The organism is Sphingomonas jinjuensis (genome assembly GCF_014197105.1).
In the GTDB taxonomy this organism is placed as follows: domain Bacteria; phylum Pseudomonadota; class Alphaproteobacteria; order Sphingomonadales; family Sphingomonadaceae; genus Sphingomonas; species Sphingomonas jinjuensis.
The window spans coordinates 124,021-141,232 of record NZ_JACIEV010000005.1 but is presented as its reverse complement, the minus strand read 5'-3'; the positions used below and the strand labels follow the sequence as shown (position 1 = coordinate 141,232).

The 17,212-nt window shown below is 66.8% G+C and carries 20 protein-coding genes and 1 tRNA gene; 10 read left to right on the top strand and 11 right to left on the bottom strand.

All coding sequences use genetic code 11. The features are described from left to right. The first annotated feature begins 75 nt into the window (after positions 1–75). From GGQ80_RS10110 to GGQ80_RS10100, 3 genes are read left to right on the top strand one after another with little or no spacing between them, the layout of a single operon-like run. Positions 76–540, top strand: a complete 465-nt coding sequence (locus tag GGQ80_RS10110; RefSeq protein ID WP_183984370.1) for a hypothetical protein — start codon at positions 76–78, stop codon at positions 538–540. Then, positions 540–773: a helix-turn-helix transcriptional regulator gene (locus tag GGQ80_RS10105; RefSeq protein ID WP_246346992.1), complete on the top strand. Its 234-nt coding sequence runs from the start codon at positions 540–542 to the stop codon at positions 771–773. Before GGQ80_RS10110 ends, GGQ80_RS10105 begins: the two co-directional genes overlap by 1 nt. Beyond that, positions 760–1,557: a hypothetical protein gene (locus tag GGQ80_RS10100; protein ID WP_183984368.1), complete on the top strand. Its 798-nt coding sequence runs from the start codon at positions 760–762 to the stop codon at positions 1,555–1,557. Before GGQ80_RS10105 ends, GGQ80_RS10100 begins: the two co-directional genes overlap by 14 nt. On the opposite strand, the gene GGQ80_RS10095 is transcribed toward GGQ80_RS10100, so the two are convergent. From GGQ80_RS10095 to GGQ80_RS10070, 6 genes are all read right to left on the bottom strand, one after another. Next, positions 1,532–2,863, bottom strand: coding sequence for a tyrosine-type recombinase/integrase (locus GGQ80_RS10095; RefSeq protein ID WP_183984366.1), 1,332 nt, complete (start codon positions 2,861–2,863; stop codon positions 1,532–1,534). The two genes, GGQ80_RS10100 and GGQ80_RS10095, sit on opposite strands and share 26 nt — an antisense overlap. Before the next feature lie 177 nt (positions 2,864–3,040). Continuing rightward, positions 3,041–3,116, bottom strand: a tRNA-Ile gene (locus GGQ80_RS10090). Positions 3,117–3,225: 109 nt separating this feature from the next. Beyond that, positions 3,226–3,492 carry a hypothetical protein gene (locus tag GGQ80_RS10085; protein ID WP_183984364.1) on the bottom strand — a complete coding sequence of 89 codons (267 nt, stop codon included), beginning with the start codon at positions 3,490–3,492 and terminating at the stop codon, positions 3,226–3,228. Between the two features lie 132 nt (positions 3,493–3,624). Beyond that, positions 3,625–5,019, bottom strand: coding sequence for a M20/M25/M40 family metallo-hydrolase (locus tag GGQ80_RS10080; RefSeq protein ID WP_183984363.1), 1,395 nt, complete (start codon positions 5,017–5,019; stop codon positions 3,625–3,627). Positions 5,020–5,139: 120 nt separating this feature from the next. Continuing rightward, positions 5,140–5,496: an SEL1-like repeat protein gene (locus GGQ80_RS10075; protein WP_183984359.1), complete on the bottom strand. Its 357-nt coding sequence runs from the start codon at positions 5,494–5,496 to the stop codon at positions 5,140–5,142. Further along, positions 5,493–5,675, bottom strand: a complete 183-nt coding sequence (locus GGQ80_RS10070) for a hypothetical protein (protein WP_183984357.1) — start codon at positions 5,673–5,675, stop codon at positions 5,493–5,495. The genes GGQ80_RS10075 and GGQ80_RS10070 overlap by 4 nt, the downstream gene beginning before the upstream one ends. A gap of 103 nt (positions 5,676–5,778) precedes the next feature. Between GGQ80_RS10070 and ettA the strand changes: the two genes are divergently transcribed. From ettA to GGQ80_RS10055, 3 genes are read left to right on the top strand one after another with little or no spacing between them, the layout of a single operon-like run. Next, complete coding sequence (gene ettA, locus GGQ80_RS10065) at positions 5,779–7,458, top strand: energy-dependent translational throttle protein EttA (protein ID WP_183984686.1); 1,680 nt, start codon at positions 5,779–5,781, stop codon at positions 7,456–7,458. A gap of 28 nt (positions 7,459–7,486) precedes the next feature. After that, positions 7,487–7,936 (top strand): ribose-phosphate pyrophosphokinase, encoded by a 450-nt coding sequence (locus tag GGQ80_RS10060; RefSeq protein ID WP_246346990.1) that lies wholly within the window; start codon positions 7,487–7,489, stop codon positions 7,934–7,936. Positions 7,937–7,959: 23 nt separating this feature from the next. Continuing rightward, entirely contained in the window at positions 7,960–9,582 is a 1,623-nt protein-coding gene (locus GGQ80_RS10055; RefSeq protein WP_183984355.1) for an FAD-dependent oxidoreductase, read from the top strand. Here the strand turns inward: GGQ80_RS10055 and GGQ80_RS10050 are convergent. The 5 genes from GGQ80_RS10050 to GGQ80_RS10030 all read right to left on the bottom strand — a co-directional run bounded on the left by GGQ80_RS10050 (position 9,559) and on the right by GGQ80_RS10030 (position 14,661). Then, the gene (locus GGQ80_RS10050; RefSeq protein WP_183984353.1) at positions 9,559–10,287 is read right to left on the bottom strand and encodes an SDR family oxidoreductase; all 729 of its coding nucleotides are present in this window, start codon (positions 10,285–10,287) and stop codon (positions 9,559–9,561) included. The genes GGQ80_RS10055 and GGQ80_RS10050 overlap by 24 nt on opposite strands. A gap of 38 nt (positions 10,288–10,325) precedes the next feature. After that, positions 10,326–11,132, bottom strand: coding sequence for a ThuA domain-containing protein (locus GGQ80_RS10045; protein WP_183984351.1), 807 nt, complete (start codon positions 11,130–11,132; stop codon positions 10,326–10,328). After that, the gene (locus GGQ80_RS10040) at positions 11,132–11,941 is read right to left on the bottom strand and encodes an NYN domain-containing protein (protein ID WP_183984349.1); all 810 of its coding nucleotides are present in this window, start codon (positions 11,939–11,941) and stop codon (positions 11,132–11,134) included. The genes GGQ80_RS10045 and GGQ80_RS10040 overlap by 1 nt, the downstream gene beginning before the upstream one ends. Before the next feature lie 38 nt (positions 11,942–11,979). Then, positions 11,980–12,468, bottom strand: a complete 489-nt coding sequence (gene greB / locus GGQ80_RS10035) for a transcription elongation factor GreB (RefSeq protein WP_183984347.1) — start codon at positions 12,466–12,468, stop codon at positions 11,980–11,982. Positions 12,469–12,639: 171 nt separating this feature from the next. Then, positions 12,640–14,661 (bottom strand): lytic transglycosylase domain-containing protein, encoded by a 2,022-nt coding sequence (locus GGQ80_RS10030; RefSeq protein WP_183984345.1) that lies wholly within the window; start codon positions 14,659–14,661, stop codon positions 12,640–12,642. Positions 14,662–14,740: 79 nt separating this feature from the next. Between GGQ80_RS10030 and dapA the strand changes: the two genes are divergently transcribed. From dapA to GGQ80_RS10010, 4 genes are all read left to right on the top strand, one after another. Continuing rightward, positions 14,741–15,625, top strand: a complete 885-nt coding sequence (dapA, locus tag GGQ80_RS10025; protein ID WP_183984343.1) for a 4-hydroxy-tetrahydrodipicolinate synthase — start codon at positions 14,741–14,743, stop codon at positions 15,623–15,625. A gap of 159 nt (positions 15,626–15,784) precedes the next feature. Continuing rightward, a complete protein-coding gene (locus GGQ80_RS10020; RefSeq protein WP_183984341.1) occupies positions 15,785–16,108 on the top strand; it encodes a hypothetical protein in 324 nt (107 codons plus the stop codon). Positions 16,109–16,147: 39 nt separating this feature from the next. After that, positions 16,148–16,630 carry an SsrA-binding protein SmpB gene (gene smpB, locus GGQ80_RS10015; RefSeq protein ID WP_183984339.1) on the top strand — a complete coding sequence of 161 codons (483 nt, stop codon included), beginning with the start codon at positions 16,148–16,150 and terminating at the stop codon, positions 16,628–16,630. Continuing rightward, the gene (locus tag GGQ80_RS10010; protein WP_183984337.1) at positions 16,630–17,181 is read left to right on the top strand and encodes a DUF2062 domain-containing protein; all 552 of its coding nucleotides are present in this window, start codon (positions 16,630–16,632) and stop codon (positions 17,179–17,181) included. The genes smpB and GGQ80_RS10010 overlap by 1 nt, the downstream gene beginning before the upstream one ends. The last annotated feature ends 31 nt before the right edge of the window (positions 17,182–17,212 follow it).

Sequence of the window (17,212 nt, the reverse complement as noted above, 5' to 3'; positions counted from 1 at the left end):
GGCCCACATAGGTAGGCAAGTCATGTTGCACGGGCGCGCACTCGATTGGCGCGATAGCATGGGGGAGTGCCGCTGATGGCCTATGCCGAAAACACCACAGTGTCGGTCGAGAAGTCGATCGCCGGGATCATTAGCCTCGTGAAGCGGGCCGGTGCCCAGCGGGTCGCCCAATTCGATGAGCCGGAGCAGTTCACGATCACGTTCGAGCTGGCGAACCGCATGATCCGCTTCCAGGTGGCACTGCCCCCGCTTGGAGAAATGCCGGTTCGAGACGGTCGGGGCGTGACCCTGCCGCCCGCCAGACGGGCGGAGAAGCGCCAGCAGGCGCACCGCCAGAAAGCGCGCGCGCTGTTGCTCGTGATAAAGGCTAAGCTCGAGAGCGTGGAAAGCGAGGTCGAGACGTTCGAGCAAGCGTTCCTGCCCAACGTCGTCATGGCCGACGGCGCGACCGTCTACGAACGCATCGCTGCGCCGATCGCGGCAGAGTACGAGCGCGGGGCACCAGGCGTGCTGTTGCTCAGCGGGCCGGGAGGCCGATGATGAACGCCATGACGGGTTTTGACCGCACGAAAGACAAGCTGCTGCGCATCGGTGAGGTGAAGGCGCGCACCGGCCTTTCCACGGCCACGATCTATCGCAGGGTCGCGCAGGGCACGTTCCCCCCGAAACGGCAGATCAGTCCAAAGCTGGTCGCTTGGTACGAGAGCGATGTTGGTGCCTGGATTGCCGATCCCATGAGCTATCGCGTACCTTCGTACGATGAGTGCCAATGATTTAGATCGGTCATCATCGACGGCGGAGCTAGATATCGACCTGAGCAGCTTCAGTCGCGAGTTGGAAGCTACGGGGCGGCATCCCGACATCGTTTCACGGATCGCACGCGTGACAGGCGCGGCCTCGGCGCACAAAGACCTGTCCGACGCGCTTAACGCCATCTATGCGATGCAGAAGCTGATCGACGAGGAGCAGGGCGGAAAGCGGCAGCTGGACGCTTCATTAGCGATGCAGCTCTCTGCCTATTTCACCTACGCTTTGGTGCTGTACACGCGCGCGACCGAAACCGATGCAATCGATCGGTTAAAGTGGTTTGGTCGTGGCAAACTGCCGGTGGATCTCCGCGAGCCTCACACGCGGATGATGTTGCTGAGGGACAAAGGCATCGCCCATTTCGGACGACATCCTGTGAAGACCCTGTCTCCTGCGGTCGCCGATGCTCTGACAATGCGACTAGAGAAGACCGCGGGCGGCATTAACAACCAGTACGTCTATCATGACACCCGATCGATCGTGCGCGGGAGCGATGTCGACGCTCTCGAGAGCCTGCTAGAATGGGCGATGCCCGCAGCGATGGATGCGTTCGACGCCCGCTGCGATGAGTTGTCTGCGGAGCTGAAGAGAGCGGCCAGTTTTGATCGCAGCGTGCACCAGAAAGTTTGGGAGCACGCTTTTGATGCAGTGGGTTTCTACCGCCGAGCCGGCCTGCAGGTGCCGACCGGCGAGGACGAGTTCCAGTTCGCGACGCAATCTGACCCTATCGAAGGGGATCCAACGAGTTAGAATCCGCTCTTTCGCGCAGCAGTGTGAACGGCTGGTCGAGCCCGTCGCTGACCATCGTCGCCCACGTCTCCGCGAGCTCGCGCCGGCGCTTCGCGAACTTGGCGCGCATGTAGGCAAATTCGCTGCCCGACACGCCCTTTGGGCGGTGCGCCAGCATCAGGTCGATGAGCAGTCGGTCGCCTTCGCGGCCATGCTCCATCGCCCACTCGTTCATCAGGGTGGAAAAGGCTGATCGCCAGCCGTGCGGCACATGCTTTCCCTTGAAGCGGCCGCCGTCCATGCGCTTGTAGAGCGTGCTGATCGCGCTGTCGCTCATAGGGACGCGCGTGGACTTGTTGCTCGGGAAGAGCAGGGGGCAGCGCCCGGTCAGCATCCGGAGCGCGCGCAGGCATGCCACCGCCTGGGGAGCGAGCGGCACGTCGTGGTCGAACGCTTCGTCGCCCTTGTGCTCGACCTCGAGCTTCATGCGCTCCGCCGAGATCCGCCACACGGCGTCGACCACCGGCGCCGCCTGGTCGTCCCAGTCGATGCCGCTGATCTCATCCCAGCTTGCGGTGCGCAGCACGCCGACGCGCACGTGAGTGATTGCCAGCAGCCGCGACGCGATCTTCGTCACCGGGCTGGAGGTCGACGCGTCGACCACGCGCTGGAGCGACAGCAGGGCGGGCAGGGTGGTGAGCGCCGGCTGCTTGGAACCGCGCGGTGTCGGCTTCAGCGCGCGATCCATGTCGCTGGTGACCGGGTTCACCAGGATGAGGTGCTCGCCCTTGGCGCGCTTCATGACCTCGCTGATGTAGCCCTTCACCCGCTTTGCCGTCTCGATCGCGCCGCGGCGCTCGATCTTGCGCAGAGCGCGGAGGATCTCGGGGCCATCGATATCGGCGACCGGCCGTCGGCCGAGGTCGGGGAAGACGTCGCGGGTGAGGGCGTTCATGACGACCTGGGCGTGGCGCGGTGACCAGCGCGGCTTTTCCGCCTCGTGCCAGTCGAGCGCGACTGCCTTGAACATGGCGCCGGCCGCGGCGATCTGCGCCTGGCGCTGCCGCTCGATCTCGATCGCCGGATCCTTGCCGTCGCGGATCATGCGCCGTGAAACGTCGCGCCGCTCGCGGGCGTCCGCGAGGCCGACTTCCGGGAACAGCCCGAAGGTCAGCAGCTTCTCCTTGCCGCCGAACCGATATTTGAGCCGCCAGCTGCGCGCGCCTTTACGGGTGACGAAGAGGTAGAGCCCGCCGCCGTCGGCCAGCTTATAGTCGCGCGCCTCGTCGGGCTTCGCGTTCTTCACCTCGGCAGCGGTCAGGGCCATCGATTCGCCTCGTTGGGGGTATCCGGGCACCCGGCGCCGGCCGATACCCCCAACGATACCCCCGCTTCATCCGCGCTGTCGCGAGAAGGCGTGAGAACGTATGAGAAACACCGCGCGCCGGTCATCACGAACGCGTAGCGCAGCGTGAGAACATATGGAAGACATGCGATGAAGATGTGGTGGGCCCGGCAGGACTCGAACCCGCAACCTAGCCGTTATGAGCGGCCAGCTCTAACCGTTGAGCTACAGGCCCCACCTGTCGTCGTCCGCTAGCGCAGGATCGGGCAAAGAAAAAGGGCGCTCCCCGGATGGAAAGCGCCCTTTCGGATCGTGATCGGAAGGCGAGCCTTCCGATCGGTCGATCACTTCATGTTGTCGGCCTTCTCGTCGGCGGCATCGCGGACGTTGTCGGCAGCGGCGTTCAGGTTGTCCGCAGCGTTCTCGAGCGTGGCAGCAGCCATGCCGTTCGAAGCGTTGTCGGCCATGGCGTCCATGTTGTCCGCCTGCATTTCCATGTTGTCCGCCAGCATGTCGGCGTTGTTCTCGACCGCAGCAGCCTCCGGCGACTTCGAGCAGGCAGCGACGGACATCAGGCCGGCGGCAGCGAGAACAAAGGCAAACTTCTTCATTCGATTGCTCCCAAGCAAATCATAGGTTCGCGGCCGACCCGAGTGCCGACGCGAGCCCCCGTCCATAGCCGTCCGCCGACATCGGTCAATCCGCAAAATTCATCGACCAGTCATGTATGCGGCGAAAAGATGTCATCGGCGTGGGGGGACCGCCCCGATCTCCTCTGGCGCATCGGCGACGATGGCGAGCATCGTGGTCCATGCCGCCACATTCTGCCGCAGCTGGTCCTTGTCGATCCGGTCGATCACGTCGTCGGGCGTATGGTGCGTGTCGAAATAGCGCAAACCCGACTGGTTGAGGTCGACCGCGCCGACGCCGAGCGCCAGCGTCGGCCCGACGTCGGTGCCGTCGCCGGCGACGCCGCTGCCCTTGACGATGCCCAGCGGGGCGAGCGCCGATTGCAGCCGCCCGGTGACCGCGGCGGCACTGTCCGACAGGTTCGTCTCGAACCGCCAGATGCGATCCGCGCCGAAGTCGCTCTCGGTGGCGATGGCATGGCGCTCGCCGCCGTGGACGCGGGCATAGTCCTTGCCGCCGATGCCGCCCGGCTCCTCGGCGCCGAACCAGACGACGCGGATCGTACGGCGCGGGCGGCCGGCGTCCATGATCCGCTTCGCCGCCGCCGCCGTGATCGCGACGCCGCTCGCATCGTCGATCGCGCCGGTGCCGAGATCCCAGCTGTCGAGGTGACCGCCGATCAGCACGACGCCCGCCTTGGGGTCGCTGCCCGGCACTTCGGCGATGACGTTGCCCGACGTGCCTTGGCCGGCGAAGCGCGGCGTCATTGTCAGGTGGATCGTCACCGGCTTGCCGCGCGCGGCAACGCGCTCGAGTTGCTCGGCATCGGGCACCGATAGGGCGGCGGCGGGGATCGGCGTGACGCCCTGCGGCCAATTGGTGCCGCCGGTGTGCGGGTTGCGATGATGGTCGGTGCCGATCGACTTGATGATCGTCGCCACCGCACCCTTGCTGGCCGCCAATGCCGGCCCGACGAAGCGCCCGGCGCCGAACGCGCCATAGCTCGACCCGTCCTGGGTCGGCTCCATCGCATTGCCGATATAGGCGATTTTCCCCGCCAGGCTGCCCGCCGGCGCGCTGGCGAGGTCGCCATAGCCCTTGAACACGACCACTGGCGCCGTGATGCCCTGCGCCGGCGTCGCCCCGGAGTTGCCGAGCGCAACCAGCGTCAGCTTCTGCGGGAAGGGTGCGACGATCTCGGCCGTCTCGGTGCCGCGGAGCCAGACCGGCATCTGGAATTCCTCAACGTGGACGTTCTTGAAGCCCATCGTCTTCAGCTTCGCCACCGCCCAGGTTCGCGCGCGCGCCTCAGCCTCGGTCGCGGCGAGCCGCTGGCCGACCTCGGTCGTCATCCCTTCGACGATGTCCCAGGCGATATCGTCGTCCAGCGCCGCGTCACGCAGCTTCGCGACCTTCGGATCGACCGGCGCGGGCGCGGGCGGGGCGGCACGCTGGGCGAGGGCGGGGGCGGCGATGAGGGCGCTGGCGAGCAGCAGGCGACGGATCATGCGTAGTCCTCAAGTGGATCGTGAACGGGAAGGCCGATCGCCCATTTGGCGCTCGCTAATGAAATCAGATAGGCCTCGTCATCCGGCGCAAGGCAGGAATTTAGCGACAAGCATTCGCCCTTACTTACAGGGATTTCGACGAGCGCAAATTACAGCGAGACGGTTAGCAGCCTTTTTGGAAACATCGACCTTGGCCTCCTGAACGGTGGCTACTCGGCCAGCGGGATGAGCACCGAAGCCCGCGACGTGAACATCCACTTGACGCTGTCTCTTGGATGCTGATCGGTAGAGCTGAATGGCCGCCGATATGTCGCGGCCGACGCCAAGGCCCTCTTCGTATCGGCGCCCCAGCTCATATTGTGCGTCCTTGTTTCCGCGACGAGCCTCTTGCTCGACAATTATCAGCGAGACCCTGTTCCAGTTCGTCACGGGAAATTGCGCCGCAACAGCAAGCGCGATGAAGGACAAACCGATCATATTTCCAGCGCGCGCGACGTTGCGATGGCGCTGTGTCCGAGACGCTGGCTGGCCTCAGGCGCCAGCGTCAGCGAGGCTCGCACCTGCTCGTTTTGAACGAACACCACCTCGTCACCGCGCTCGGCCGCCTCGACCCAGCGAGCGATCTCGCCCTCCATCGGTATCTCGATCCGGTCCATGGCCCAAGTCCTACGCCCGGGCGGGCGCGTTGCCAATCGGCTCGGCCATCGCTATCTCGCGCGGCACATTCCCGCCCCGTTCGAACCCAGGAGCCGTCGGCACATGGCCGTCCAGTATACCTACGTCATGAAGGGTCTGACCAAGACCTTCCCGGGCGCGCCCAAGCCCGTTCTCAACAACATCCACCTGCAGTTCCTGCCCGGCGCCAAGATCGCGATCATCGGCCCCAACGGGTCGGGCAAGTCGACGCTGATGAAGATCATGGGCGGCATCGATACCGATTACGTCGGCGAAGCCTGGGCCGCCGACGGCGTCAAGGTCGGCTATCTGCCGCAGGAGCCTCACCTCGATCCCGACAAGACGGTGATCGAGAACGTGCGCCTGGGTGCCGGTCCCGTCGTCGGCATGATCGACCGCTTCAACGCGATCTCGGCCGAGATGGGCGATCCGAAGGACGACACCGACTTCGACGCGCTGATGGAGGAGATGGGCGATCTTCAGGCGAAGATCGACGCCGCCGACGGCTGGAGCCTCGATTCGCAGCTGGAGCAGGCGATGGAGGCGATGCGCTGCCCGCCATCCGATTCGCCCGTCACCAACCTGTCGGGCGGTGAACGCCGCCGCGTCGCGCTGGTCCGGCTGCTCCTCGAAAAGCCCGACATCCTGCTGCTCGACGAGCCGACCAACCACCTCGACGCCGAAAGCGTCAGCTGGCTGGAGAACCACCTGAAGGAATATGCGGGCAACGTCATCCTGGTGACGCACGACCGCTACTTCCTCGACAATGTCGTCAACTGGGTGCTCGAGCTCGATCGCGGCCGTTACTACACCTATGAAAGCAACTATTCGGGCTATCTGGAAAAGAAGGCCAAGCGGCTCGAGCAGGAAGAGCGCGAGGAAGCTGGCAAGCAGAAGGCGATCGCGGACGAGCTTGCCTGGATGCGCCAGACCCCGAAGGCCCGCCAGACCAAATCCAAGGCGCGTATCCGCGCGTTCGACGAGCTGGTGGAGAAGCAGGAGAATCGCGTCGCCGGCAAGGCCGCGATCCTCATCCAGCTGCCCGAGCGGCTCGGCGGCAAGGTGATCGAGGCGAAGGGCCTGACCAAGAGCTATGGCGACAAGCTGTTGTTCGAGAATCTTGACTTCACGCTGCCGCCGGGCGGCATCGTCGGCGTCATCGGCCCCAACGGTGCCGGCAAGTCGACGCTGTTCAAGCTCATCACCGGCCAGGAGACGCCCGACGCCGGGACGATCGAGGTCGGCTCGACCGTGCGCCTGGGCTATGTCGACCAGAGCCGCGATCAGCTCGATCCGAACAAGAACGTCTGGCAGGAAATCTCTGACGAGCTCGAGGTCTTCCGCTTCGGCAAGCAGGAGATGGGAACGCGCGCCTATGTCGGCGCCTTCAACTTCCGCGGGGCGGACCAGCAGAAGAAGGTCGGCCAGCTGTCGGGCGGTGAGCGCAACCGCGTCCACATGGCCAAGATGCTGAAGGAGGGCGGCAACGTCCTGCTGCTCGACGAGCCGACCAACGACCTCGACGTCGAGACGCTGCGAGCGCTCGAAGAGGCGCTCGAAAGCTTCGCGGGCTGCGCCGTGGTTATCAGCCACGATCGCTTCTTCCTCGATCGCCTCTGCACGCACATCCTGGCGTTCGAGGGCGACAGCCACGTCGAATGGTTCGAGGGCAATTTCGAATCCTACGAGGAGGACAAGCGTCGTCGCCTGGGCGACGCCGCCGATCGCCCGACCCGCCTCGCGTATAAGAAGCTGACGCGCTGATGCGCGCTGGCAAGAAGCTGACGCGCTGATGCCGACGGGCCGGCCGACGGGGGACGACCTCGGCGGCTGGCTCGCCGCCAACGGGTTCGAACCGGTCGAGGGGCCGGGGACGATCGCCGATGTCGCGCTGGTCCGATCGCTGCTGGTCGCCGCGGCGCGCGATGGGCGCGCGATGAGCTACAGCGAGATCCTGCGCGCGCTCGGCCACCGCTTCACCCGCCCGAAGATGCGCGCGCTGTGCAAGACGCTCGACGCGATCGACAGCGCAGGCGCGGCTGCCGGTGAGCCGGGCCTGGCGGTGCTTGTGGTCCGCGAGGGCGACCGGTTGCCGGGGCAGGGCTGGTGGGTCGGACGAAACGACGCGCCCGCCCGGGAAGGCGTGACTGCGCGCGATTATGTGGATCGACACCAGGCTGCGGCATTTACCTTTTGGCGCTATGCCGATCGTCCGCTGTCCGTACCCGCGCCGTTGGGCTAGGGGCGGGCCTGGGGGAGCATGTGATGTCTGCGCCGATCACTAGCATCGATCCGTCCGTCGCGAAGGAGCGGCTGTGGGACGTGATTGTCATCGGCACCGGTATGGGCGGCGCCACTACCGCCTACAGCCTCGCCCGCCAGGGATTCAGCGTGCTGATGCTCGAGCGCGGGCAAGCCGCCTTTGGCAGCACCGACGATCCCGAGCATGAGGATGTGACGCAGCGGCTCGATCAGGGACGCTGGCCCGAGCGGGCGTTCGGCCAGATCGACGCGACCCATAGCCAGCCGTTTTTGCCGCTGGGGTGCGGCATCGGCGGCTCGACGCTGTTCTTCGGCGCGGCGATGGAGCGGTTTGAACGGTCGGATTTCGAGGATGTCGCGGGAAACCCGCACCCTACCGGCGGCTGGCCGATCCAATATGACGAATTTCGACCGTGGTATGAGGCGGCTGAGCGTCTCTATCGCGTTCACGGGACGCACGATCCGCTCGGCGATCCGACGCCCTGCACACTGCCGCGCCCCGGCACGGCGAGCGAGCAGGACCAGTTCTTCATGCGCGATTTCGCCGCTGCGGGGCTTCATCCCTACCGCGTGCATGTCGGCATCGCCTACAAGCCGGGTTGCCACGAATGCCTCGGCCGGATCTGCCCCATGAAATGCAAGAGCGACGCGCGGACGATCTGCGTCGAGCCGGCGGTCGAGCATCATGGCGCGTCCCTCCTCGATCGATGCGAGGTCCTGCGTATCGACGCGGATCGCGAGCGCGTGACGTCGATCGCCTGCGTCCGCGATGGCGAGCCGCTCAGCCTGCGCGCGCGACAGGTCGTCCTGTCGGCGGGCACATACCGCAGCGCCTCGATGCTCCTTGCGTCGAAAAACGAAGCCTGGCCGTCGGGCCTAGGCAATCGATCCGATCTCGTCGGGCGCTATTTGATGTTCCACAGCTCGGACTGGTTCGCGGTTTGGCCGAAGCGGTCGGGCAGCACCGCCGGCTTTCGCAAAGCGATCGGCTTTCGGGACCTCTACGCGGCTGATGGCATGCGGCTGGGGTCCGTCCAGTCGACGGGCCTGCCGGCAGGATACGGCAACGTACTGATCTACCTCTACCGCTGGTTCGATCTTAGCCCGCTGCGACGGTTTCGCTTCCTTCGGCCGTTCCTTCGCATCCCCGCCAAGATAGCGTCGATCCTGTTCGGCAACGCCACGATCTTCGCAATGATCATGGAGGATTTCGGCGACGTCGAGAACCGCATCGTCCACGATCCGCAGCGCCCCGGCCGGATCGTCTTCCGCTATCGCGTATCGAAGGACATGGCCGAGCGGACCTCAGCGGCACGCCGGCTCGTCAAGCAGCGGATGCCGGGCTTCCGCAAATATTGGCTCCAGCCCGACGTCATGGTCGACCTGGGGCATCCGTCGGGCACCTGCCGCTTCGGCAACGATCCGGCGACGAGCGTCCTCGATAGGAATTGCCGCGTCCACGGCATCGACAATCTCTACGTCGTCGATGGATCGTTCATGCCCAGCAGCGGCGGCGCCAACCCCAGCCTGACGATCGCCGCCAATGCGCTCCGCGTGGCCGAGGCGATCGGCGATCGACTGCGGCGCGACGCTTCGGTCGCGTCAGCGGCGCAGGAGCTTGCGTAACAACCTGCGCTTGAACGATCGCGGCGGTTCGACCAGCTGATCGCGGTCGAATATCCGACCCGATGGGCCGCCGGCGGGCAGGTCGATGAGGTCGATTCCCCATCGCGCCGCCGTGGCCGGATCGAGCCCATCGGGCGTCCCCATGTCCGTGCGCAGCCCGCCCGGCACCCATTCGTTGACGAGGATATCGGGAAAGTCGCCGGCCAGTTCGGCCTCGATCGCCTTGACGAGGGAATGCAACGCTCCCTTCGACGCCGAATAAGCCGAGCTGTTTGCGATCGGCGCGCCATCGGCGAAGCTGCCGACGACGGTGATCCGCCCCCGCGCTACCGCCATCATCGCGGGCAACACACCACGGATGCAGGCGACGACCCCGCCGACATTGACGGTGAAGACCTGCATCCAGTCGGCCGCCGATTGCTCGATCAATGACACGCGAGGATAGACCGCAGCATTGGCGATCAGCGCGTCGACCCGGCCGTAATTCTCTAGCGCGCGCGCCAACGTCGCCTCCACCGCGGTAAAATCGGCGACGTCGACGATTTCGGATTGATAGAGGCTCGGCGGCAGGCCGGCGCCCGTCTCGAGCAAGCCTCGCTCGCTGCGCCCCAAAGCGATGACGGTATCACCGCGCCCGACCGCCTCGCGGGCGAGTGCGCGGCCGAGCCCGGCCCCTGCACCGGTGATGACGATGATGCGATCCATAAAGCCTTCCTAGCGTGTGCGGCGAGAGCGGGAGGCCGCTATCGCCCTACCCACCGCATCGCGTTCGCGATCAAGCGTCGGTAGTTGGGATCGTCGTACCCCTCAGGCCGATGCCCTAGCGCCGAGAACACGACGCGCCCCCTGCCGACGTTACGCGTCCAGACGACCGGATGGACCGCGCCCATCTTCTGCCGCGGGTCGGGGCGGTAGCTGGTCTCGTCCAGCGTCGCCAAGATCTCGCTCCCCTGCGCCCGCGGCGGGGCGGCGAAGGAGTACCATTCGTCGACCGGCGCCCAGGGCGTGGTGATCCCGGCCATCACCGGATGGCGCGGTGCGACGAGCTGCACCGTCGCCCGCTGGAACTGGTCCTGGCCGCCGGGATGGCCGATGAACTGCGCGCCGATGACCTCCTCGACGTAGAAGGGCCAGTCGTAGCGCGGGTCGCCGCCCGAGCCGTGCAGCGCCACGACGCCGCCACCTGCCTTCAGCCAGTCGGCAAAGGCGGCGCGCTGCTCGGGCGTGAACAGGTCGCCGCTGGCGCTGTTGAGCACCACCACCTTCACGCGCTTCAGCAGCGCCGGGGTGAAGACCGCCGCATTCTCCGTCGTGAAGCTCGGCCGCCCCGCTTCGTGCGCGACGTCGGCGATCACCGCGTTCGAATGCGGGATATGCTCGACGTGGCGCCAGCCGTTGGTCTTCGAGAAGATCAGCACCCCGTCGCGGAAATTCGCCGGCAGGATCGGCGGCGCGTGGTCATACACCGGCGCCGGGCGATGCGGATCGGTTGCGGTCTGAGCCATGACGGGCGCCGCGAGCAGCAGCGCTGCGATGAGCAGTGCGCGCATCAGCGTAGCCGCCGAACGTAGGAGCGGCCATTGTCGCGGCGCTCGATCTGGAAATTGGGCACCGCCGCGATCAGGTCGGACAGCCGGCTATAGCCATAGTTGCGCGTGTCGAAGCTCGATCGATTCGCCGCCAGCTGCCCCATCGCCGCCAGGCTGACGAAGCCCCGCTCGTCGCGCTTCGACGCATCATAGGCGTCGACCAGCAGCTTGAGCAGGTCGGGATCGACCGGCGACTTGCGCTTCGCCTCCGCCGCGGCACCGATCGAGGGCGGCAGCGAGTCGCGGATCGGCACTTCCTTGCTGGTCGGCTTCGCATTCGCCGGGGCGGCGGCGACAGGCGTGACGGGGGAGGGCGCCGCCTCCGACGCCACCAACGCTCCGACGTCGATGAAGCGTGTACACGCCTGCTTGAAGGCCTCGGGCGTCTTGGCGTTGCCGAAGCCGTAGACGGGCAGGCCGTCCTGGCGGATGCGCATCGCCAGCGGCATGAAGTCGCTGTCCGACGACATGATGCCAAACCCCTGGACGCGCCCGCGAAACAGCAGGTCCATCGCATCGATCGTCATCTTCATGTCGGTCGCGTTCTTGCCCTTGGTCAGGTCGAACTGCTGCTGTGGCTCGATGCCGTGCTTCAGCGTCATGTCGCGCCAGCCCTTCAGCGCCGGCTTCGACCAGTTGCCATAGACGCGCCGGACGTTGACCGGGCCCAGCTCTGCCAGGACCGTCAGGACGGGGTCGATCGCGTGCCAGGACGCATTGTCGGCGTCGATCAGCAGGGCGATGTTGCGGGTGGGGAAATCCTCGGCCATCCCGCGGTGGTCGCCCGGCCCGCCCGCCGGGTCAACCGCTATCCCGCGGCGGGCGGATAGGCGATGGCGACGACCTCATATTCCCTGGTGCCTGCGGGCAGCTCGACGCGGCGCAGGTCGCCCACTGCCGCGCCGCGGAGCGCACGGGCGAGCGGGGCGTTCCAGCCGATCCGCCCCTGGCCGGCATCCGCCTCGTCGTCGCCGACCAGCGTCAGCGTGCGCAGGGCGTCGTCCTCATCGACGATCGTCACGCTGGCACCGAACCAGGCACGGCTGCGATCCTCCTGCCGGGCAGGATCGACGACCTTTGCCGCCTTCATCCGCCGCGACAGCCAGCCGAGCCGCCGGTCGATCTCGCGCAGCCGCTTGCGGCCGTATATATAATCGCCGTTCTCCGACCGATCGCCGTTACCCGCCGCCCAGGCGATCGTATCGACCAGCGCGGGGCGTTCGGTCGCGAAAAGCTGTTCGTACTCCGAACGCAGCGCGGCGTAGCCGGCGGGGGTGATGTAGTTGGGACGGTCCATGCGGGCGCTTGTGGCGTCGCGGCTCGTCCTGTCAAATCCTCCCCCGGAGGGGGAGGGGGACCGCCGCGGAGCGGTGGTGGAGGGGTATTGGCCGCTGGCGGTACGCTCGTGGAGACTACCCCTCCACCAGCTTCGCTTGTTCCCCTCCCCCTCCGGGGAGGATTGAGTAGCTCACCCCGTCGCGCGTGTCCGCCCCAGATACCACGCCAGGGGCGACGGCGCCCCGCGGCTCTTTGCACGCGCAGGGTTCATCAGGTCGTAGACCACCGCATTCTCGATCACGCGCTGCACATAGTTGCGCGTTTCCTGGTACGGGATCGCCTCGATCCAATCGACCATGTCGATCGTTCCGGTCCGCGGATCGCCGTTGGCGCGCAGCCACTTGTTCACGTTGCCGCCGCCCGCGTTATAGGCGGCGATGGCGAGCGGATAGCTGCCGTAATTATTGTAGATCCGCTGGAAATAGCTCGATCCCAGCATCATCGACAGGTTAGGATCGCTCGTCAGTGACGCAGGCTCGTAGGTCAGCCCCATCTTGCCCGACTGCTCGCGCGCGGTGCCCGGCATCAGCTGCATCAGCCCGCGCGCGCCGGCATGGCTGACGGCGGTGCGATCGAACTGGCTCTCCTGCCGCGCGATCGCATGGATGATCGTCCAGTTATCCTCATAGCCGGTCGGCACCGTCACCGTCGGGAAGCCGGCGGCGGAGTAATCGGTCAGCCCATTCTGCTGCGCGTTGCGGCCGACCATGACGCCCAGGTCCGGCCGCCCGATCTCCGCCGCCAGCTGCGCCGCCAGGATGTGATCGGTCTCGCTCGAGGAGTCGGCGGCGATCTCGCGAATGAAGGCGGTCTGGTCCTGCCAGTCGGCGATCTGGCCCAGGAACCGCACCGCCTTCACCAGGTCGCGCGACTCCCATTCCGCCTTGGCGCCGGGATCGACCGCGGCGAGGTTGAGCGGCGGCGGCGCGGTCAGCGGCTTGCCGGTGCGCTCCATCGCCAGTTGACCATAGAATTGGTCGCGATAGTTCGCCGCCTGCGCATAGAGGCTGGCGGCCTGCGGCTGGATGCCAGCCGCCTCGGCGGCGCGACCCGCCCAGTAGAAGCCCTTGGCGCGCGTCTGCGGCGCCTTCGACCCGCGGCCATAGCGTTCGAACAGCGGCATCGCGTCTGCGGGCCGGTTGAGCTGCTTGAGCGCGGTCTGCCCCGCCAGCCACACCAGGCTCGTATAGTCGTCGCGCTCGCCATAGGGCTTCACCGAAACGTCGGTCGCGGGCGGATAGGCGTCGTCGACCTGACGCGCGATGTCGTAGGCGAGCTGCCACTGCCCGTCAGCCGCCGCGCCGCGCGCATTGGTCAACAGCACCTCGTACCACGCCTCGACATTGCCGGGCCGACGCGCGAGCTGGCGCGGCTGGGCGAGGAACGAGCGAGCCGTCGGGCCGGCGCCCGAATTGCGCAGCCATGTCGCGCGATCGGCGATGTAGCCGGGATCGCTGAGCAACGCGGGGTCGGCCGATAGCGCGACAGTGGCGGCGTCGGGCGCATTGGTACGCAGTGCCAGCCGCGCGGTGAAGGCCGCGCGCCGATCGAGCGAGGTGTTCGCGAGGATGCGGCCCGCCGCGCTGGTCTGGTTGCCCCATAGCAGCGCGTCGATCCGCTCGTCGTAATCGGCGGGCAGCAGCGCGCCGCCGAAGCGCGCCAAGATCGCCGCCTCGTCCGACGGGGACAGCGATGCCATGCGAAACGCGCGCCGCGCCGCCGCCTGTGCTTCACCCTGCCGGCCGAGCGCGACCAGCGCATTCGCCTGCGCCGCGGTGCCGCCCGCGGTCATCGGTGGATAGCGCAGGAAGAACGCCACCGCGCGCGCCGGGGTCGCCGTCGCCGCCTGCCGCTCCGCCGCGCGCCGGTTCGCCGCCTCGCCGGGCCAGTCGGGATGCGCGAGCAGGAACGAGGCATAGCTGTCGAACGGCAGCGAATCGGTCTGCTGCAGTGCCCGCCACTGGGCGATGGTCGCGGCGATCGCGCCATTGCCCGGCGGCGGGGGCACGGGGCTCATCGTCGCCATCTGCTGGCGAAAACGTTCGAGCTGGTCGGGCGAGGGAAGTGGCTGAACCTGCTGCCCCGCCTGAGTGGCGGCGACGCTCGACAACGCCGCGAGAAGGATGCCGAAACCGATGCTGGTTGAGTGCATATGGACAGGATACGCGACACGCTTTTATCTGTCCTGAACAATTTCCTGTTTTTCGCCGCACCAGGAGCGCGTTCAGCCGATGTTTTCCGGATCCATTCCCGCGCTCGTCACGCCATTCGACGCCGACGGCGAGTTCGTCGAGGCGGCGTACCGCGATCTCGTCGAGTGGCAGATCGCGGAAGGCTCGAGCGCGCTCGTCCCCTGCGGCACCACCGGCGAGGCGGCGACGCTGACCGCCGACGAGCATTTCGCGATCGTCCGCGTCTGCGTCGACCAGGCGAAGGGGCGCGTGCCGGTGATCGCCGGCGCCGGATCCAACGACACGCGCGTCGCCGCCGCCAACCTGATCCGCGCGAAGGAAGCCGGCGCCGACGCTGCGCTGATGGTCCCGCCCTATTACAACCGGCCGAGCCAGGAGGGCATCTACGCCCATTTCGCGCATCTCGCGAAGGATGCGCCGCTGCCGATCGTCCTCTACAACGTCCCCGCGCGTACCGTGACCGACATCCAGCCGGCGGCGATGGCGCGGATCGTCAATGCCTTTCCGCAGGTCTTCGTCGCGGTGAAGGACGCGAGCGGTGTCCTCGCCCGGGTGTCGATGCATCGCGCTGCGATCGAGGGCGCCTTCGTCCAGCTGTCGGGCAACGACGACCTCGCGCTCGCCTATAATTCGATGGGCGGGGTAGGCTGCATCTCGGTCAGCGCCAATGTCGCACCGCGGCTGTGCGCCGAATTCCAGGCAGCGACGCGCGATGGCGATTACGCAAAGGCGCTTGATCTCCACGACCGCCTCTTCCCGCTCCACGACGCGCTGTTCTCCGATGCGTCGCCGGGTCCGGTGAAGTACGCGATGACCCGCGTCCGCCCCGGCTTTCCCGATGGCCTGCGCCTGCCGATGACGTGGCCGAGCGAGGAATCGCGGGCCAAGGTGGATGCCGCGCTGGAGCACGCCGGCCTCGTCTAGATTCCTCCCCCGCCAGGGGGAGGTGGCGCGCCGAAGGCGTGACGGAGGGGGCGGAAGCCCTCAATTCGCAATCTGGGTCGCTCACCGCCCCCTCCGTCAACGCTGGCGCGCTGCCACCTCCCCCTGGCGGGGGAGGATCATCATCGAAGTGCCACATTCGTGCGGCACGTTGTCGCGATGATCTGGTGGCTGATGATGCAGGCGGTAAGCGGCCCGGCTCTTCCCGCGCCGCCGCCGGTCAGGCCCAAACCGCTCGTTCCCGCCTGCATATCCAGCGCCGACCCCGGCGACATCACCGTCTGCGCCCGTACCGACGAGCCCTATCGGTTGAAGAAACTTCCCGTCGGGTTCGAGAAGGAGAAAACGCTGCCCAAGGCCGAGATCGGCATCCCCGGCGGCAAGCTGGCGGTCGAAACCGAGCAGGCCGATATCGGCGGCACCCCCTCGCGCCGTGCGATGGTCCGGTTCAAGGTGCCGTTCTGATCGCTTCCCTTGGGCCGATCGCGCGCCTACATCGCAGCGATGCCGCGTCCCAAGCCAGCCACCTTCGACAAGAAGAAGATCGTCGCCGAAAATCGCAAGGCGCGGTTCGAATACAGCATCGAGGACAAGTACGAGGCCGGCATCGCGCTGACCGGCACCGAGGTGAAGAGTCTGCGCTTCGGCGAGGGCTCAATCGCGGAAAGCTATGCCGAGGTGAAGGACGAGGAGGTATGGCTAGTCAACGCCAACATCCCCGAATTCAGCCACGGCAACCGCTTCAACCACGAAGCGAAGCGTCCGCGTAAATTGCTGCTTCACGAACGCGAGATAAACAAGCTCCACGGCGCCGTCGCCCGCGAGGGAATGACGCTGGTGCCGCTGACCGTGTATTTCAACTCGCAGGGGAGGGCCAAGGTGGAGCTGGCATTGGCCAAGGGTCGGAAGGATCACGACAAACGTGCCGCCATCAAGGAGCGCGAGTGGAAGCGTGAGGCCGGTCGCGTGCTGCGCGAGCGCGGCTGATGGCCACCGCACCCCCCGGTCTGTGGCAGCGTTTCGCCGCCTGGTGCCGGCGCAACCTGCCGACCCGCGAATCGATGGAGCAGAGCCGCATGCTCCGCCCCGTCGCGCACCGCGTGCTCGCGCCCGAGCTGTGGCGCTTCACCCGCCGGTCGGTGCCGCGCGGTGTCGCGCTCGGCATGGTGACCGGCATCCTGTTCCCGGTGGCGCAGATTCCGCTGTCGGCGCTGCTGGCCTTGCCCGTTCGCGCCAACATCCCCGCGGCGGCGCTGACGACGTTCATCACCAATCCGATCACCACCCCGCTGATCTGGGGACTAGCCTATTGGATCGGCCATTGGGCGCTCCACGTCGATCGGGCCATTCCCGGCGATCCGCTGCGCGAGGCGGCGACGTCGGACTGGATGCAATGGCTGATGTCCGACGCCGCCCCGGCGATCGCCGCGGGGCTGCTCGTCATCACCATCGTCGGATCGGTGGCGGGCTATCTCCTCAGTCGCTGGGGCTGGCGGCTGTGGATCGCGCGCAAGTGGCGAACGCGTCACCAATACTGACGTTGACGAGGCGTGCCAGTCGGCTAGAGCA

Bases quoted from the DNA above. Each gene is read 5' to 3' on its own strand.
- GGQ80_RS10110 (WP_183984370.1), top strand. From the start codon at position 76: ATGGCCTATGCCGAAAACACCACAGTGTCGGTCGAGAAGTCGATCGCC.
- GGQ80_RS10105 (WP_246346992.1), top strand. From the start codon at position 540: ATGAACGCCATGACGGGTTTTGACCGCACGAAAGACAAGCTGCTGCGC.
- GGQ80_RS10100 (WP_183984368.1), top strand. From the start codon at position 760: ATGAGTGCCAATGATTTAGATCGGTCATCATCGACGGCGGAGCTAGAT.
- GGQ80_RS10095 (WP_183984366.1), bottom strand. From the start codon at position 2,863: ATGGCCCTGACCGCTGCCGAGGTGAAGAACGCGAAGCCCGACGAGGCG.
- GGQ80_RS10085 (WP_183984364.1), bottom strand. From the start codon at position 3,492: ATGAAGAAGTTTGCCTTTGTTCTCGCTGCCGCCGGCCTGATGTCCGTC.
- GGQ80_RS10080 (WP_183984363.1), bottom strand. From the start codon at position 5,019: ATGATCCGTCGCCTGCTGCTCGCCAGCGCCCTCATCGCCGCCCCCGCC.
- GGQ80_RS10075 (WP_183984359.1), bottom strand. From the start codon at position 5,496: ATGATCGGTTTGTCCTTCATCGCGCTTGCTGTTGCGGCGCAATTTCCC.
- GGQ80_RS10070 (WP_183984357.1), bottom strand. From the start codon at position 5,675: ATGGACCGGATCGAGATACCGATGGAGGGCGAGATCGCTCGCTGGGTC.
- ettA (WP_183984686.1), top strand. From the start codon at position 5,779: ATGGCCGTCCAGTATACCTACGTCATGAAGGGTCTGACCAAGACCTTC.
- GGQ80_RS10060 (WP_246346990.1), top strand. From the start codon at position 7,487: ATGCCGACGGGCCGGCCGACGGGGGACGACCTCGGCGGCTGGCTCGCC.
- GGQ80_RS10055 (WP_183984355.1), top strand. From the start codon at position 7,960: ATGTCTGCGCCGATCACTAGCATCGATCCGTCCGTCGCGAAGGAGCGG.
- GGQ80_RS10050 (WP_183984353.1), bottom strand. From the start codon at position 10,287: ATGGATCGCATCATCGTCATCACCGGTGCAGGGGCCGGGCTCGGCCGC.
- GGQ80_RS10045 (WP_183984351.1), bottom strand. From the start codon at position 11,132: ATGCGCGCACTGCTCATCGCAGCGCTGCTGCTCGCGGCGCCCGTCATG.
- GGQ80_RS10040 (WP_183984349.1), bottom strand. From the start codon at position 11,941: ATGGCCGAGGATTTCCCCACCCGCAACATCGCCCTGCTGATCGACGCC.
- greB (WP_183984347.1), bottom strand. From the start codon at position 12,468: ATGGACCGTCCCAACTACATCACCCCCGCCGGCTACGCCGCGCTGCGT.
- GGQ80_RS10030 (WP_183984345.1), bottom strand. From the start codon at position 14,661: ATGCACTCAACCAGCATCGGTTTCGGCATCCTTCTCGCGGCGTTGTCG.
- dapA (WP_183984343.1), top strand. From the start codon at position 14,741: ATGTTTTCCGGATCCATTCCCGCGCTCGTCACGCCATTCGACGCCGAC.
- smpB (WP_183984339.1), top strand. From the start codon at position 16,148: ATGCCGCGTCCCAAGCCAGCCACCTTCGACAAGAAGAAGATCGTCGCC.
- GGQ80_RS10010 (WP_183984337.1), top strand. From the start codon at position 16,630: ATGGCCACCGCACCCCCCGGTCTGTGGCAGCGTTTCGCCGCCTGGTGC.